The sequence below is a fragment of the Psychrobacter submarinus genome (genome assembly GCF_904846685.1).
GTDB lineage: Bacteria > Pseudomonadota > Gammaproteobacteria > Pseudomonadales > Moraxellaceae > Psychrobacter > Psychrobacter submarinus.
In genome coordinates, this window is record NZ_CAJHBQ010000001.1 from 1,099,347 (window position 1) to 1,114,443 (window position 15,097).

General features: G+C 45.6%; 12 protein-coding genes. 4 read left to right on the forward strand and 8 right to left on the reverse strand.

What is annotated here, in order from left to right; all coding sequences use genetic code 11:
- Positions 1 to 116: 116 nt before the first annotated feature.
- The 8 genes from rpe to ispH all read right to left on the reverse strand — a co-directional run bounded on the left by rpe (position 117) and on the right by ispH (position 10,545).
- Positions 117 to 803, reverse strand: a complete 687-nt coding sequence (gene rpe, locus JMY03_RS04940) for a ribulose-phosphate 3-epimerase (RefSeq protein ID WP_201601576.1) — start codon at positions 801 to 803, stop codon at positions 117 to 119.
- A gap of 52 nt (positions 804 to 855) precedes the next feature.
- A complete protein-coding gene (locus JMY03_RS04945; RefSeq protein ID WP_201601578.1) occupies positions 856 to 1,140 on the reverse strand; it encodes a TIGR03643 family protein in 285 nt (94 codons plus the stop codon).
- 46 nt (positions 1,141 to 1,186) lie between these two features.
- Positions 1,187 to 2,077 (reverse strand): S-formylglutathione hydrolase, encoded by an 891-nt coding sequence (gene fghA / locus JMY03_RS04950; RefSeq protein ID WP_201601580.1) that lies wholly within the window; start codon positions 2,075 to 2,077, stop codon positions 1,187 to 1,189.
- A 244-nt stretch (positions 2,078 to 2,321) separates the two neighbouring features.
- Positions 2,322 to 3,731 carry a C13 family peptidase gene (locus JMY03_RS04955; RefSeq protein WP_025644598.1) on the reverse strand — a complete coding sequence of 470 codons (1,410 nt, stop codon included), beginning with the start codon at positions 3,729 to 3,731 and terminating at the stop codon, positions 2,322 to 2,324.
- 509 nt (positions 3,732 to 4,240) lie between these two features.
- Entirely contained in the window at positions 4,241 to 6,190 is a 1,950-nt protein-coding gene (gene htpG / locus JMY03_RS04960; protein ID WP_201601582.1) for a molecular chaperone HtpG, read from the reverse strand.
- 361 nt (positions 6,191 to 6,551) lie between these two features.
- Complete coding sequence (locus JMY03_RS04965; RefSeq protein WP_201602169.1) at positions 6,552 to 8,072, reverse strand: catalase; 1,521 nt, start codon at positions 8,070 to 8,072, stop codon at positions 6,552 to 6,554.
- Between the two features lie 312 nt (positions 8,073 to 8,384).
- On the reverse strand, positions 8,385 to 9,200 hold the full coding sequence (locus JMY03_RS04970) for a thioesterase family protein (RefSeq protein ID WP_201601585.1): 816 nt from the start codon (positions 9,198 to 9,200) through the stop codon (positions 8,385 to 8,387).
- Positions 9,201 to 9,588: 388 nt separating this feature from the next.
- Positions 9,589 to 10,545: a 4-hydroxy-3-methylbut-2-enyl diphosphate reductase gene (ispH, locus tag JMY03_RS04975; protein ID WP_201601588.1), complete on the reverse strand. Its 957-nt coding sequence runs from the start codon at positions 10,543 to 10,545 to the stop codon at positions 9,589 to 9,591.
- 332 nt (positions 10,546 to 10,877) lie between these two features.
- On the opposite strand from ispH, the gene gmk reads away from it, so the two are divergent.
- From gmk to JMY03_RS04995, 4 genes are all read left to right on the forward strand, one after another.
- Complete coding sequence (gene gmk / locus JMY03_RS04980) at positions 10,878 to 11,504, forward strand: guanylate kinase (protein ID WP_025644610.1); 627 nt, start codon at positions 10,878 to 10,880, stop codon at positions 11,502 to 11,504.
- Between the two features lie 305 nt (positions 11,505 to 11,809).
- Positions 11,810 to 12,070 carry a DNA-directed RNA polymerase subunit omega gene (gene rpoZ / locus JMY03_RS04985; RefSeq protein WP_025644612.1) on the forward strand — a complete coding sequence of 87 codons (261 nt, stop codon included), beginning with the start codon at positions 11,810 to 11,812 and terminating at the stop codon, positions 12,068 to 12,070.
- Positions 12,071 to 12,370: 300 nt separating this feature from the next.
- On the forward strand, positions 12,371 to 14,551 hold the full coding sequence (locus tag JMY03_RS04990) for a RelA/SpoT family protein (protein ID WP_201601591.1): 2,181 nt from the start codon (positions 12,371 to 12,373) through the stop codon (positions 14,549 to 14,551).
- A 59-nt stretch (positions 14,552 to 14,610) separates the two neighbouring features.
- Positions 14,611 to 14,991, forward strand: a complete 381-nt coding sequence (locus JMY03_RS04995; protein WP_025644615.1) for a Rid family detoxifying hydrolase — start codon at positions 14,611 to 14,613, stop codon at positions 14,989 to 14,991.
- The last annotated feature ends 106 nt before the right edge of the window (positions 14,992 to 15,097 follow it).

Below are 15,097 nucleotides of genomic sequence, written 5' to 3' on the forward strand. Positions count from 1 at the left end.
AATAGTCATATCAATTGATAGTATAGTGCGCTCAAATCAGCTGGTACGACCTTTTATCTCGTCTTATCTAGATGGAGGCTTATAGGCCTAAAAACAAGAGACAGAGCGAGCCGCGACTACTCGCCTGCTTTTGCAAGCTCAGCACGCATAGCATCAATAGCGACTTTATAATCGTCTTGGTTAAAGATAGCTGAGCCGGCAACAAACATATCAGCGCCTGCCTCCGCGATAGCGCGGATATTATTGGCTTTGATACCGCCATCGACCTCTAGCCTGATATCGCGGCCGCTTGCATCGATACGCTGACGTACTTGTCGTACCTTATCCAACGTGCCTTCGATAAATGACTGTCCGCCAAAGCCAGGATTGACACTCATAAGCAAAATTTGATCGACCTTGTCCATCACATAATCTAGATAGTGTAGCGGTGTCGCTGGATTGAACACTAAGCCGCATTTCGCGCCGCCGTCTTTGATCAGCTGCAATGAGCGATCGATATGATCGCTGGCTTCAGGATGAAAGGTAATAACGCTAGGATTGGCTTGTAGGAACTGCTCAATCATACCATCGACAGGCGCTACCATTAAGTGCACGTCGATAGGCGCGTCAATACCATAATCACGCAGCGCCTGACAGATCATGCTACCAAAAGTTAAGTTCGGTACATAGTGATTGTCCATGACATCGAAATGAATAACATCGGCCCCTGCTGCCAAGACGTTTTCGACCTCCTCGCCTAATCGAGCAAAGTCAGCGGATAAAATAGAAGGGGCGATTAAGTACTGCTTATCAGGACAAATCATAGGAGAGCTACCTCTTTAATGGGTATTAAAATAAGAAATAATTTGAGAAGCACTAACGCGGTTTATACTGAGTCTTGCTATAAGCGCGGCCCACTTCAAAGTCGCGTTTGGCTTCATGCTTAGTGTTACGGCCCGTTACCCGCTCACGCCACAATCGAAAAGATGACGGCTTTAGCTCATGACGCATCAGCTTAATTACCGCCGTCTCATCAAGACCATAGCTATGCTCTATCGCGGCAAATGGCGTTCTATCTTCCCATGCCATCTCGATGACTCTTGACGTCTGTACTTCGTCTAATACGATATTGCCGTCTGCATCGACTGGCGTTTCGGTCATAAGGGTTACCTTGTCGATAATGTGAGGCGCTTGATATGAGTTTAGTTTAGCTTAGCTGCGCTTGACGATAATGGTGCCAAATGTGATCTTCGATGACCGTTTGGATAAAATAGTAACTGTGATCGTGACCCGCTTGATAACGTAGGGTCAAAGGCTGCTGCGCGTCTTTACAAGCCTGTTGCAGCTTTTCGGTTTGTAGTTGCCCCTCACTCAAAAAGTTATCGGCAGCGCCTTGGTCTACCAATAAGCTGGCGTACTGCTGTCCTGCCTTTGCTATAACCTTAGCGGCATCAGCTTGTTGCCATAATGACTTATCGTCACCAAAATACTGGGTATAGGCCGCTTGTCCCCAATCCGATTCGCTCGCAGCGCACACCGGCGACAACGCTGAGACACTAACGAACTTACTAGGATATTTAAAGCCTAATAGTAATGCACCATGACCGCCCATAGAGTGACCCGTAATACCGATACTATTCACCGGAAACTCTTGACGCACTAAGTCATAAAACTCATCGACGATGTAACTTTGCATATTAAAATGCTCTGACCATGGCGCCTCTACCGCGTCGACATAGTAGCTTGCGCCCTGCCCGACAAAGTAACGCTCATCATCTGCCACATCAATATCGTCGCTACTACGAGGAGAGGTGTCTGGGGCGATAAAGATGACACCAAGCTCGCTGCATTTTTGTTGGAAGTGCGCTTTATGGGTGACGTTATCAGCATTACAAGTCAATCCTGATAAATATAGTATCGCCGGACAGCGCTGACCGGCTAATGCCTCATCTGGCAAATAAATACTAAAGGTCATGGGCGTGTTAGTCGCTGATGACTCATGGCGATAATAGTGCTGCTCGCCATCAAAGCAGCGATTAGCACTGATTTGTGTCAATTTTGAGCTGACAGATAACTTTTGCTTAGAATACTGACTCATCACTGATATCCTTTTAGATTTACCGTTGTTATCGTTATATTGTTCATTAAAAAATACGTTATATTTATCGTGTTATGCAAATGCCGTTAAAAGCAGACTTATTATTCACATAGCTTATTATTCATATAGCAAGTTACAGCAGATTTGATCTCTATTATACAAACTATCCGCCGACTATCCATTGGCTTTGTTTAGCGCTTTGTTAAGGGGTGGTGATATCGTAGCCCATTAAAGCGCGACCCTTTTAGTTTGTGTCAACTATAGCAGATGGCGGCAGTGCGCGCTGCTGATCAAATAACACCTGCTCAAAAGCGGGCAACGCCGTTTTCATTAAGCTGCCCACAACCATCTGCGGCTCTGACGGCTCAAACCCCATCATACTTTCGCGCTCTTGTATGCGTAAGCTTGCATCTTTAAAGGCAGCGGCAAAGCTGGTGTTTTTACGTAGGCTCTCCGCGAAGAACGCTTGACCAAAATAAGTCATCTCAGCGCTATTGGTACAGCCAAATGACATCTTATCCGCTGCAGATGCGGTAATAACAACTGTGGTTGGTGAGGTCAGCTCGTCAATAAAAGAGCCTGAATAGCAAGCCGATACGATAATAACCCGCCAGCGAATACCGGCCTCGTCCAAAGCCTCGCGCAGCCACGCCGACTCTAAATTATCCATTGCTACAGGTGCGTTTGCCAATTGCAGAATATCTTCGTTACCGTGTGACGATAAGGTGAGCAGCAACACATCTTCATCGCTATTCATTTGCTCACCGATCTTTTTTAGCCCTCGTAAAATACTGGTCTTCGTCGCTATCGGCTCATCCAGCCAGCTATAGCGGTTATTAATTAAAGACAACGAGCGCCCACTTATACCAAAACGCACATCAAACAGCTCGCGAGCATGATTGATCTCAGAGCGAAAAACCTCTTGCCCGGCGAACCCTGCAACGCCCATAAAGTACCATTCTGTCTTACCTAAGATGCTAGCATCAATACTCGCTAAGGCGTTTTGTAGCAGCTCAGGCTGCTTATAAATAGCCGCTTCTTCTAGTATTGGCTCTACGGGTATGGGTTTGAAAATAGGCTGATCGGCGACGTTTTTTTGCCAAATAGTCAGCAGGGCCACAGCTCCTATCAGCACGATAATGCGCTCCCACCAAGGCGTTCGCAAGCGCTGCGAGAAGATCCATAACAGTGCGAGAGTTTGCCATAAAAACAGTACTAAAAATAATACCGGTAAAAACGAGTAACTCCAATCTGGTAGCCAGTTTTGAGTGCCAAAAAACTGCACTAAGCTTTGTAGTAACGCCGAGATACTATCTGCCACTAACCATAATACCGCTGGCACAAACAATAAGCTTTGATTGCCAGATCGCCGCGCTAGAATAATACCTGCTAGCAGAATAATCACCGGCCATATCAGGTAACTGACTAAGCCTTGCTCATTAAAAACGCTACCACTTTCTGCCGCTAGCCAAGAAAAAAGTACATTACTCCCAAGCGCTATTAGAGCAAAACAAGCAAACTGTACAAAGGTAGGCTTTACCCAAGAAAAAGCACGCGTAGAGCCAATCAGCATCCAAATAGCGGCAATGATATTGGCTGCAAAATTAAGAGAGAAGCGCTGAAGGGAGACGGTTTTTAGGGACGAGAGTGACAAAGACTTAAACCTCTATCGAGCCAAGAAAATGAAGGCATGGTGTACTAGCAGCTAATCATTAGCAAAACCATATTAAATAAAACAGTATTGAATAAAAATATACTAGGGCGTGTCCCTACTTTAAAAATGGTGATGAAAATGAGATAAATCGCAGGCAAACAAGGAAAATAGCGAAGGTAATATCAAGATATTGACCAGCTATTTGACACCGTTTGCCAAAGATTTAGCAATTTTTAGCCCATTTAGTCATAAACGCTTGAATTAGGGACACGCCCTAAATAAAAGGCAAGCAAGACCATAGTAAGCAAAATCAAAAGTAAGCAAAATCAAAATCTATTCGTTTTGCCCGTTAAACTAAAACAATTGTAACGGATTGTCGCTTCAGGCGATAAGGCTGATTTGTAAAACCGCTATACAATAAGTCGCTGCTCCGATTTATACCTAAAAAAAGGAGACCTATTACTAGATCTCCTCTGTAGCTTAACACTATAGATTCAAGCAATCTTATACTAGCGCATTAATAACTCATTAACGCGTTTGAGATAAGCGGCTGGATCATCGAGTTGGCCACCATCTGCCAGCAGCGCTTGATCAAAGATCACTTGAGCCAGGTCGTCGAACTGCTCGCTGGACTCTAACTTTTTAATCAGCGGATGCTCTGGGTTGACCTCCAAGATAGGCTGCGTCTCTGGCACTTCTTGACCCATTTGCTTGAGCATCTGAATCATCTGCGGTGACAGCTCACCCTCTGCAGTAACGAGTATCGCAGGACTATCGACTAAGCGGTTCGATACGCGTACGTCTTTAGCGCGTGTATCTAGAGCGGTCTTTAGCTTTTCAACCACAGGCTTCATAGACTCTTGCGCCTTTTCAGCTTCCGCCTTTTCTTCCTCGTCCTGCAAGTCGCCTAAGTCCACCGCGCCTTTCGCGATATTTTGTAGTGGGGTCTCATCGAATGAGGTTAAGAAGTTCATCGCCCACTCATCAACACGGCTAGTCATCAAGATGACCTCGATGCCTTTTTTCTTAAATAGTTCAAGCTGCGGGCTGTTTTTGGCCGCTGCAAGATTGTCCGCAGTGAGATAGTAGATGGCTTTTTGACCCTCAATCATGCGGCTTTTGTAGTCTTCAAAGCTAGTCTCGACTTTGTCATTAGTGCTAGTAGCATAACGCAGCAGCTTAGCGATACGCTCTTGGTTACCCATGTCCTCGCCAAGACCTTCTTTGATGACATCGCCAAACTCGCTATAAAACTGCGCGAATTTATCTTGCTTGTCGCTGTCTTCACTATTGGCTAGGCTTGCCAGCATAGTCAAGATACGGCGCGCATTACCATCACGGATGGATTTGACATCGCGCGACTCTTGCAATAACTCTCGGCTGACATTGAGTGGCAAATCAGCTGAATCAATCACGCCTTTGACAAAGCGTAGATACATAGGCAGTAGTTGCTCGGCGTCATCCATGATAAATACACGTTTGACATACAGCTTAAGCCCATGCTGCTGCTCGCGTGTGTACAAATCCATTGGCGCTTTTTTGGGTACATATAATAGCTGAGTGTACTGTACGCGGCCTTCCACGCGGTTATGCGTCCACGTCAGCGGCTCATCCATGTCGTAGCTGATGTTTTTATAAAAATCGACATACTCTTCATCTTCGATCTCGGATGCTGAGCGTGTCCATAGCGCACTGGCTTTATTGATAGTTTCCCACTCATCGGTGAGTACCATCTCGCCGCCCGCAGGCGTATCACTGTCGTCGTTCTCATCTTCAACATTTTCTTGCCAGACTTCTTTACGCATCTGAATCGGCAGGCTGATATGGTCTGAGTATTTATTGACTAAGCGCTTAATCTTAGCACGGTCGAGGTAGTTATCCTCGCCTTCGGTGTATTCTTCTTTTAGGTGCAAGGTGATGGATGTGCCGCGAGTTTCTTTGGTGATCGTCTCAACCGTGAAGCTACCGCTGCCATCAGATATCCAGCGTACGCCTTGCTCCGCAGGCTCACCAGCTTTACGCGACTCAACCGTAATGGTGTCGGCCACGATAAACCCAGAGTAAAAGCCAACACCGAACTGACCAATTAATTGACCGTCTTGCTTTTGTGATTCAGATAATTTATCCAAGAAGGCTTTGGTGCCAGACTTGGCAATAGTACCTAGATTTTCGATAGCATCGGCTTCATTCATGCCGATACCGTTATCGATAAAGGTGATGGTTTTGGCATCACTATCAACGGCAATACGGATTTTTAACTCGCCGTCATCTTCATATAAGCTGTCATCATTAGTCGCTTCAAAGCGCAATTTGTCACAAGCATCAGAGGCGTTTGAAACCAGCTCACGGACAAAGATATCGGCATTAGAGTACAAGGAGTGCGTCACTAGATGTAGCAACTGCGCCACTTCCGCCTCAAAACTATGTTTTTTTAATTCTGGGTTATTGTTTTCACTCATAAAGAACTCCTTCATTGGAAAGTTGAGATTAACGTAAAACAGTAGCACTAACTGAGCGTCTCAAACTAAGAGTCTCAATTAGTGCTAGGCTGTTTATACTAATAGGGTCGCGGTCAAATATTTCAAGTTTAAAAGCCCTATAAAAAGTTAAACAAAAAAACCGCTTAAGTTTCCTTAAGCGGTATCGTGACGTATAGTCGATACACTCTAAAAATGTCATAGCGCTACTGGGATGAATTTTGCGCAGCCTCTGGGAACGCAGCACGCAAGTAAAATTTATACCAGTAGCGCGTTTAAATCCATAACAGTTTTACATTCAGCTAACTATACTACATGTTTTATGTCAGAATCGAATGATAAGTTACAAACAGCTCGGCAAGTCACGAGCCGGATCGCTATCGCGAGCGGCCATCGCATCTTCGACGCTCAAGCCTAGCGCTTTGGCCACGCCTTCACCGTAAGCCGGCTCACACCAGTGACAGTTACGGATATGACAATACTTAATAAAGTCTAGCGCATCGCCCATCGCTCTTGCCGTATTATCAAACAGAGCCTGCTTTTGCTCATCATTCATCAAGTTAAACAGCGCACGCGGCTGGTTAAAGTAGTCATTATCATCTTCACGGAAGTCGTAATTCTCAGCGTAGCCATCGATCTTTAGTGGCGGCTCAGCATACTGCGGCTGCTCTTGCCACTGCTCAAAGCTGTTTGGCGTATAGTGCGGACGACCGCCATAGTTGTCATCGACGCGCATGAGACCATCACGGTGATTGCTATGCACAGGGCAAGTCGCTTTATTGACTGGTATCTGCTTGTGGTTGACGCCAACGCGGTAACGCTGGGCATCAGCGTAGCTAAACAGACGTGCTTGGAGCATGCGATCTGGAGAGGCGCTGATACCAGGCACAAGATTATTCGGAGCAAACGCCGCTTGCTCAACATCGAGATGGTAGTTTTCAGCGTTTCTGTTAAGCTCAAACTCGCCAACTTCGATTAGTGGATAGTCGCCTTTTGGCCAGACTTTGGTCAAATCAAAAGGATGATACGGTACATTATCGGCCTCTGTTTCTGGCATGATTTGCACGTACATTTTCCACTTTGGAAAGTCGCCATTATCGATAGCATTGAGCAGATCTTCTTGATGGCTTTCACGATTGCTTGCGATGATATCAGCGGCCTCTTGATCGGTTAAGTTTTTGATACCTTGCTGAGTGACAAAGTGAAACTTGACCCAAAAACGCTCATTATCACTATTGATAAAGCTATAAGTGTGCGAGCCAAAACCATGCATATGTCTATACGAGGCGGGAATACCACGCTCGCTCATGGTGATGGTCACTTGATGCAAAGACTCTGGCAGTAGTGTCCAAAAGTCCCAGTTATTGGTCGCTGAACGCATATTAGTACGCGGATCTCGTTTTACCGCTTTATTCAGATCAGGGAACTTACGCGGATCACGGACGAAGAATACTGGCGTATTATTACCAACTAAGTCCCAGATACCTTGTTCCGTATAGAACTTTAAGGCAAAACCGCGAATATCGCGCTCCGCGTCAGCTGCACCGCGCTCGCCTGCGACGGTACTAAAGCGCGCAAACATCTGAGTCTGTTTACCGACTTCATCAAAGATTCCAGCGCGTGTATATCGAGTGATGTCATTGGTCACAGTAAAGGTACCAAACGCGCCCGAACCTTTGGCGTGCATACGGCGCTCAGGGATAATCTCACGGTTGAGATCAGCAAGCTTTTCGTTCAGCCACAAGTCTTCTGCTAGTAGTGGACCACGCTTGCCAGCGGTTTTGCTATTTTCGTTATCAACAACAGGCGCACCATTGCTCATCGTCAGCGGCGTTGCACTATAAGGGCATTTCTTGTCATTCATATTATCACTCATCGGGTTGTTCTTAATGGTCAATTAAATAAATAGTTAGTCGAAGTATAAGCGCTCTTACGATTTCCCATGCTTGCTTAAGATCTCGTTGCTAGTGCCTATTACACCTGAACTATTGTCATTTGTATAATAAATTAATTGCATCTTTTAGTTTTGTTTTAATAATCATCACATGAGATCGTTTGCTAATGAGTATCAACACTCATTTACTTTATCGCACAAAAAAAGGACAGCGTAGCAGCCGTCCTTTAAGGTATTAATAGAGTAAAAATAAGAGCGAAAAATAGTAGCTCATTTGCTAAATTAGCTGGGCATCGGACGAATGGTCAGAATTTGCTCGCTACGCCCAAACGGGCCGTGCACATCATGCAGCACCGCGCTCGTCAAGCCAATACCATCGCTGCCATACTGTTGTACCGCTTCAATCCCAAGCCACTGTCCTTTTGGCGCTCGGTGCATATGGATTTGCAAGTCAGTATTAGGGAACATCCACTCAAGCTTTGTCAGCCCAAGACCCAGTCTTTGTACCACGCCATTCGCCGTATCGACCATCCCTAATAGCTTCACTAGATCGCTGGTCGCCTCGCCTTCGATCATGTCCACGTCATTACTGATCCACACCATACCTTTTCCAGAACGGCGATCTTCTTCGGCAACTAAATGAATAGATTCAATAAACCCACCCGGCCATTGTTTCATGCCTTCCCAAACTGGCAGTGCTTCGGGTTGATGCTTGGCAGGCGTATCCTCAAGACCTGCGATCTCGCTAGTGTCTTGGGTCATCAGTCGCCAAGCGCGCGCAATAATACAGTCGCGGCCACGACTAGTCATCACCGCTTCGATAAGCTCAATGGTTCTGCCAGGTCGAATACAGCGTGTGGTAATGGTAAAGTCGCTCAGCGGAATCAATCCCAAAATATCAAGACTAATACGGGCAATACGCATATTGTCTTGCGGCGCGAACTGGCTGAGCTCGTATGTGAGCAGCCCTGTCGCTGGCGCCATATGCTGCTCATGCTCGTTCCAAGCGCCTTGAACATTGCTGGTAGGCTGATAATAAGCGATACAACTGCCATCGGGCTGCTGCTCGCGTTTGCTAAACTGATAATACGCTAACATAGTAGTCCTATATTTTTATGTGCATTTATATTTTTATCTGCAATTTGTTTGGCGATTACGGCACCTGTATTTTAGTGCCTATCACAGTACCCTTAATGCCTATGACAGTGCCTTATTGACTAAGCTGTTGTTTTCTTAACTTGAGAAGCCTACGACTTTTGAGAGTAAAGAAGAGCAAAACAATCATAACAGCGACAAGTACCCCATAAAAAACGCTGTACTCTTTTATAAAATGCATTAGGTCTAAGAAGAGTATTATGACCAATACGCCAATGACAAACATATTGATATTTAATTGTTTGTCAATCTCCTTAAGACTCGCCTCTGCTAGTACGAATCTTTTTCTCTGCTTTTTCATCTTACTTTACCTATGATAGATAGTTCTACGCTACTTGCCCACTTCAGTCACCGGAATACGTAGCGCTTTTGGCAGACTAAAGGTAACATTCTCTTCAATTCCAGAGAGCTCATCAGGCTGTTTGCCGCCCCAGTCCTGTAGTTGTTGCAGCACTTCTTGGATGAGAACCTCAGGGGCTGATGCGCCCGCTGTGACCCCTACGGCCTCCACACCATCAAACCAAGATTGCTGGATCTCGCTAGCATTATCAATGAGATAGGCCTTACAGTTCATGCGCTCGGCAAGCTCACGCAAGCGATTGGAGTTTGATGAGTTTGGCGAGCCGACGACTAATACCACCTCACAACGACCTGCCAAGTCTTTGACCGCGTCTTGACGGTTTTGGGTGGCATAGCAGATATCGTCTTTTCGCGGCCCTTGGATGCTTGGGAATTTACTACGAAGTGCGTCTATCACTCTAGCCGTATCGTCCATCGACAGAGTCGTTTGGGTAACAAAGGCTAAGCGCTCAGCGTCTCTTACTGACAGTTTAGCGACATCTTCTTCGTTTTCTACTAGATGGATATGCCCGCCATGTCCTCGATTAAAACGGCCCATCGTACCCTCAACTTCTGGGTGGCCGGCATGCCCAATCAGTACCGCATCCATGCCTTCGTGGGCGAACTTTGCCACCTCAATATGTACTTTTGTCACTAGCGGACAGGTAGCATCAAACACGGTGAGATCGCGGCGATTGGCTTCATCTTCGACCGCTTTTGACACTCCGTGCGCCGAAAATATCACAATAGCGCCATCTGGCACCTCGGTCAGCTCTTCGACAAATACCGCGCCGCGATTGGCAAGATCTGAGACCACAAACTTATTATGCACCACCTCATGGCGCACATAAATGGGCGGCTCAAAACGAGTCAGCGCTTCGTTGACAATCGCAATGGCGCGATCCACGCCAGCACAAAACCCGCGTGGATTGGCAAGATAAATTTGCATAAGACAGCCTATCATTAGATAATTTGGAATCAGTGGTTTAGCACTTCATATTTAGAACAGTGCTCAAAAACGAATACTTACAAAAGGGTACTTAAAAAACGAGCTATTACACTTAAATGATTACTCATCAGCATTTAAAAGAATCAATGCTGAAAAATTCAGTACTTAAAGCAGTTATCTGGGCACAAATGCATAGATTCAACGCCCTCGCCCCTACTTTATCATAATATATTCTCATTACGCTTTAAAATGCTATCGCATCAGTATTATAATTGCCGGCACTATCAGCGACTTTATTAAAAAACACTTATCATCACTTTATTGGGAGACTTATGACGGGCTCATTGTTTATCATTACCGCGGCCTCTGGTACGGGTAAGACCTCTTTGGTCAAGCAGCTACTGGCGACCACTAATGACTTGACTGTCAGCATCTCTCACACCACTCGTGCGCCTCGTCCCGGTGAGATTGATGGTCATCACTATCATTTTATCGACAAAGAGGTATTTGTTTCTGCTATTGGCGAAGGCAAGTTTTTAGAGCACGCTGAGGTCTTTGGCAACTACTATGGTACTGCAGAAGCTAGCGTGCGCGCGCAGCTAGAGGCAGGTATCGACGTCATTTTGGAGATTGATTGGCAAGGGGCGCTGCAGGTCAAAAAGATATTTACTGATGCCACTATGATTTTTATCTTGCCGCCTAGCCTCTCAACGTTGCGCCAGCGCTTAGCCGGCCGAGCCCAAGACAGCGCCGAGGTAATCGAGCAGCGTCTGGCCGGCGCCGTCACTGAAATGGCGCAATACGTGCATTTTGACTATGTGATTATTAATGATAACTTCGAGGTGGCACTGACTGAACTTAAAGCCATCATCGTCGCTGACCGACAAACGCTTTCTCGTCAGCAGCGTCATCATCGCCGTATTATCGACGCTTTACTGGCGAATGAGAGCGAAGAATAGCTTTAGATTCAGTTTTGAGTAGCGCTCAAATGCTCATAGTCTAAATACAGTCTAAATACAGTCTAAGTATCGGTGGCTTGAGCGTTACTCATTCAAGGGTTATTAAAGTGCTAATAGCGACTTTGGGGCTTGAGTAATCAAGTACAAAAGCCATGACGCGACTGGCGAAAAAATGCTATAATAGCCAGTTATTCCCCCTATATCTTTCTATATTTTTGCTCCCATACATTAGCAGGCACCCTATTGGTGTATCATTTATCACCTCCACACTACCTGCTAATCCTAAATCACTGAGGTAATGAACTATGGCACGTGTCACGATTGAAGATTGCTTAGAGAATGTAGACAACCGTTTTGAGCTGGTACTTGTCGCTAGCAAACGCGCTCGCCAACTGGCAAAAGGTATTGCTGAGCCACTTGTTGAAGTTGACAATGACAAGCCAACAGTTTTAGCATTGCGCGAAATTGCTGATGGTAAAATCACCCGCGATATCCTAAACCAGCCTGAGCATAGTTTTGCAACGAGCTCATTGGACTTAGCGCTATCAGGTGATCATAGCTTTTAAAGATAGCTTCTAAAGAAAGATAGCTTAAATAGCTACTGATGCACTCAAGTAGCGCGATAAAACCACAGTTCTAAGCTGTGGTTTTTATGATTTAAAAAACTGTTTTTTGCTATTTACAGACTGAGTGTGCTTAGTAGTTGACATTGTAGGCTATTTACGATTAATTAGAGAGTGAAAACCAAACTCGTATTAGAGTCTATTTTATTTACTTTTGGCTTGTTTTTTTAAATAATAGCCGCTAAATCCATTGCCAAGTTATAGGCGCCTCATAGTAGGCGCTCAGTCATAGGATAATCTTATATGAGCCAAACCCTTCCTAAGCTCAGTCATCGTCTAGTAGACGAGGCCCAATATAACTTGCTGCGCTCGGTTGGGTATTTAAGTCGGGACGATCGCCGCGACATTATCGATGCATGTGAGTTTGGTGATATCGCTCATATCAAAGACAAGCGCAAATCAGGTGAGCCCTATATTACTCATCCTATCGCGGTTGCTGAGATTTTGGCCGGTTTTCGTTTAGACCGTGATACGATTATCGCCGCAATTTTGCATGATACGGTTGAAGATACTGAAGTCACTGGCGAGCAGATTGAGCAGCGTTATGGCAAAGTCGTCGCCCGCTTGGTTGATGGTGTCACCAAGCTTAAGTCCTCAAAATACAATAAGCAGCAAAACAAAGCGGCAACCTTTCATAAAATTCTTACCGCAACCTTGTTAGATCCGCGCGTGTTGATTATCAAGTTATCAGACCGCCTGCATAACATGTCCACGCTCGATGCGGTCAGCACTGAAAAGCAGCGCGCCACCGCGCAAGAGACTTTAGATTTTTATGTGCCCTTCGCCCGCTTGATGGGCATCAATGACATTGCTGACTACATAGAGGTGCTCTGCTACCGCAATCTTAACTCTGAGATGTATAACAAGCTGTCTGATAAGCTGTTGCAGCACGGCCTTGGACGCAACTTTCAAAAAGAAGCCATCCATCGCTATCTGATTGTGGTATTGAACAACTTAGAGTTAAATGGTCACGTTAAAATCTTAGACAACCGCGTTGCTATGTACCGTCAGTTCTTTCGCAACCGCGGCGAGATTAATGCCCTACTTCGTCACTACTCTTTTGAGATCGTCCTCGATACGGTAGAGGCCTGTGATAAGCTGGCTTACTATTTCATCAAAAAATATCAAATCGAAGATGCGAATATTCAGGACAATATTCGCCGGCCGCTACCTGGCGGCAATCAATCTTTGACTTTACTTTATGAGCGTGACAATGATTGTATCAAAGTAGTCATTATGACCAAAAAGATGCAAAAGGTGGCGCGACTCGGCGTGATCGGTGCTGAGCATGCCTCTGATATCAGCCAATCAGTGATTCAAGCCTCACTACGCAATATGAAAGAGCTGGTCGATGAAGAGACCTTAGATGAAAATAGTCCTGACTTTACCGCGGCGGTGTCTACGATTAACGAGCTGATGGACTATCTGCATTCAAGCAAAATCCTCTGCTATAGTCCGCAGGGCCGTGCCTATGAGCTGCCGCAAGGCGCAACGGCGCTCGACTTCGCTTATGCGGTTGGGCCTATGGTGGGTAATGTCGCTGTCGGCGCGAATATTGATAATGAAAAAGCCAAACTTGGGACGGTTGTCAAAAACGGACAGCTGGTCGAGATTGAAGTCGATAGCGACTCTGAGCCCAAAGCGGAATGGCTTGGCTTTGTGGTCACCAATAAAGCCCGTAAGGAGATCTTGCGCTGGTTTAAAGACTTACCCACGAGTGAAAAGCAGCGTCATGGTCAACAAGCGCTAGATCGCGCTTTAAAAACGTACCATAAAAGCCTAGCGGACTTATACGATTCTGAGTGGAACAACCTACTTGAGTGGCGCGGTGTTGATGATAAAAACGTGCTGTTTGAGCAAATAAGCTCTGGCACTTTATTGCCGCAGCTCGTTGTTTCACGCTTATTTAGCGACGAGATGAGCAGTCTGCAAGCGGATGTCAGTGAAGCCTCGCAGCCGCAGCAGCTCATCGTCAATACTGCGGGTGTTGAGCTTGATTTTGCCAATTGTTGTCATCCTATTTATGGCGACCCAATCGTTGGCCACTTATCACAGCATGGGTTGGTCGTGCACCGGCATAAGTGTTTTTCGCTCGATGATATTCGTAAAGACAATCCTTACCAAATCATTCAGCTACAGTGGCGCGATGATAAAGCAGTTAAACAAAACGAATCTGATGATGCCGGAAATAAGATACGCTTTCCAGCTTATCTCAAACTCTCCATCTCGCTAAGCGATGAGCAAATCAGCGAAGTGGTTTATCATCTGCGCCAGTTAAATATTGGTGTAGAGACGATCGATGTACGTCACAGTGATACGATCGTTCATGTAGTCGTTCGCAGCCGGGTGCACTTAGCCCAAGGTATCCGTGAGCTAAGATCGCTATTAGGCTTCCCTAATATTATGCGTCTGTATCAGCTATAAAACTATCAAAATAACTTAACCCCTGTTTATTTACTATTCACTTACTCAAAGGAATAACTATGAGTCGTCAAACTATTCAAACCGATAAAGCTCCTGCCGCTGTTGGCACTTACTCACAAGCAGTAAAGGTTGGTAATACGGTCTATATCTCAGGCCAGCTTGGTTTTGATCCTGATACTATGGAGCTAAAAGAAGGCTTTGAGGCGCAGGCCAAGCAAGTATTTGAGAATATTAAAGCCATTTGCGCGGCCGCTGGTGGTACTATCAATGATGTGGTCAAATTTAACGTCTCCTTGACCGATTTGAGCGATTTTGCGGCACTAAATGAGGTATTTGTAGCCAATCTAAGTGAGCCGTATCCTGCTCGCGCTGCGGTACAAGTAGCAGCCTTGCCAAAAGGCGGCGTGGTAGAGATTGAGTCAATTATGTATATAGAATAACGGATAGCGTCAAGTCTGAGAGTATCGAATCTGATAGCTCAAGACTACAGTCGTGAAGTCAAAGGCAACTTTATCAAGCTCAAAAGCTTAAGCCCAAAGCGCGGTT

What these genes read in the sequence shown, in the direction of transcription:
- fghA (WP_201601580.1), bottom strand. Translation starts at nt 2,077, where the DNA reads ATGAGTCAGTATTCTAAGCAAAAGTTATCTGTCAGCTCAAAATTGACA.
- JMY03_RS04945 (WP_201601578.1), bottom strand. Translation starts at nt 1,140, where the DNA reads ATGACCGAAACGCCAGTCGATGCAGACGGCAATATCGTATTAGACGAA.
- ispH (WP_201601588.1), bottom strand. Translation starts at nt 10,545, where the DNA reads ATGCAAATTTATCTTGCCAATCCACGCGGGTTTTGTGCTGGCGTGGAT.
- JMY03_RS04965 (WP_201602169.1), bottom strand. Translation starts at nt 8,072, where the DNA reads ATGAATGACAAGAAATGCCCTTATAGTGCAACGCCGCTGACGATGAGC.
- htpG (WP_201601582.1), bottom strand. Translation starts at nt 6,190, where the DNA reads ATGAGTGAAAACAATAACCCAGAATTAAAAAAACATAGTTTTGAGGCG.
- rpoZ (WP_025644612.1), top strand. Translation starts at nt 11,810, where the DNA reads ATGGCACGTGTCACGATTGAAGATTGCTTAGAGAATGTAGACAACCGT.
- gmk (WP_025644610.1), top strand. Translation starts at nt 10,878, where the DNA reads ATGACGGGCTCATTGTTTATCATTACCGCGGCCTCTGGTACGGGTAAG.
- JMY03_RS04970 (WP_201601585.1), bottom strand. Translation starts at nt 9,200, where the DNA reads ATGTTAGCGTATTATCAGTTTAGCAAACGCGAGCAGCAGCCCGATGGC.
- rpe (WP_201601576.1), bottom strand. Translation starts at nt 803, where the DNA reads ATGATTTGTCCTGATAAGCAGTACTTAATCGCCCCTTCTATTTTATCC.
- JMY03_RS04990 (WP_201601591.1), top strand. Translation starts at nt 12,371, where the DNA reads ATGAGCCAAACCCTTCCTAAGCTCAGTCATCGTCTAGTAGACGAGGCC.
- JMY03_RS04995 (WP_025644615.1), top strand. Translation starts at nt 14,611, where the DNA reads ATGAGTCGTCAAACTATTCAAACCGATAAAGCTCCTGCCGCTGTTGGC.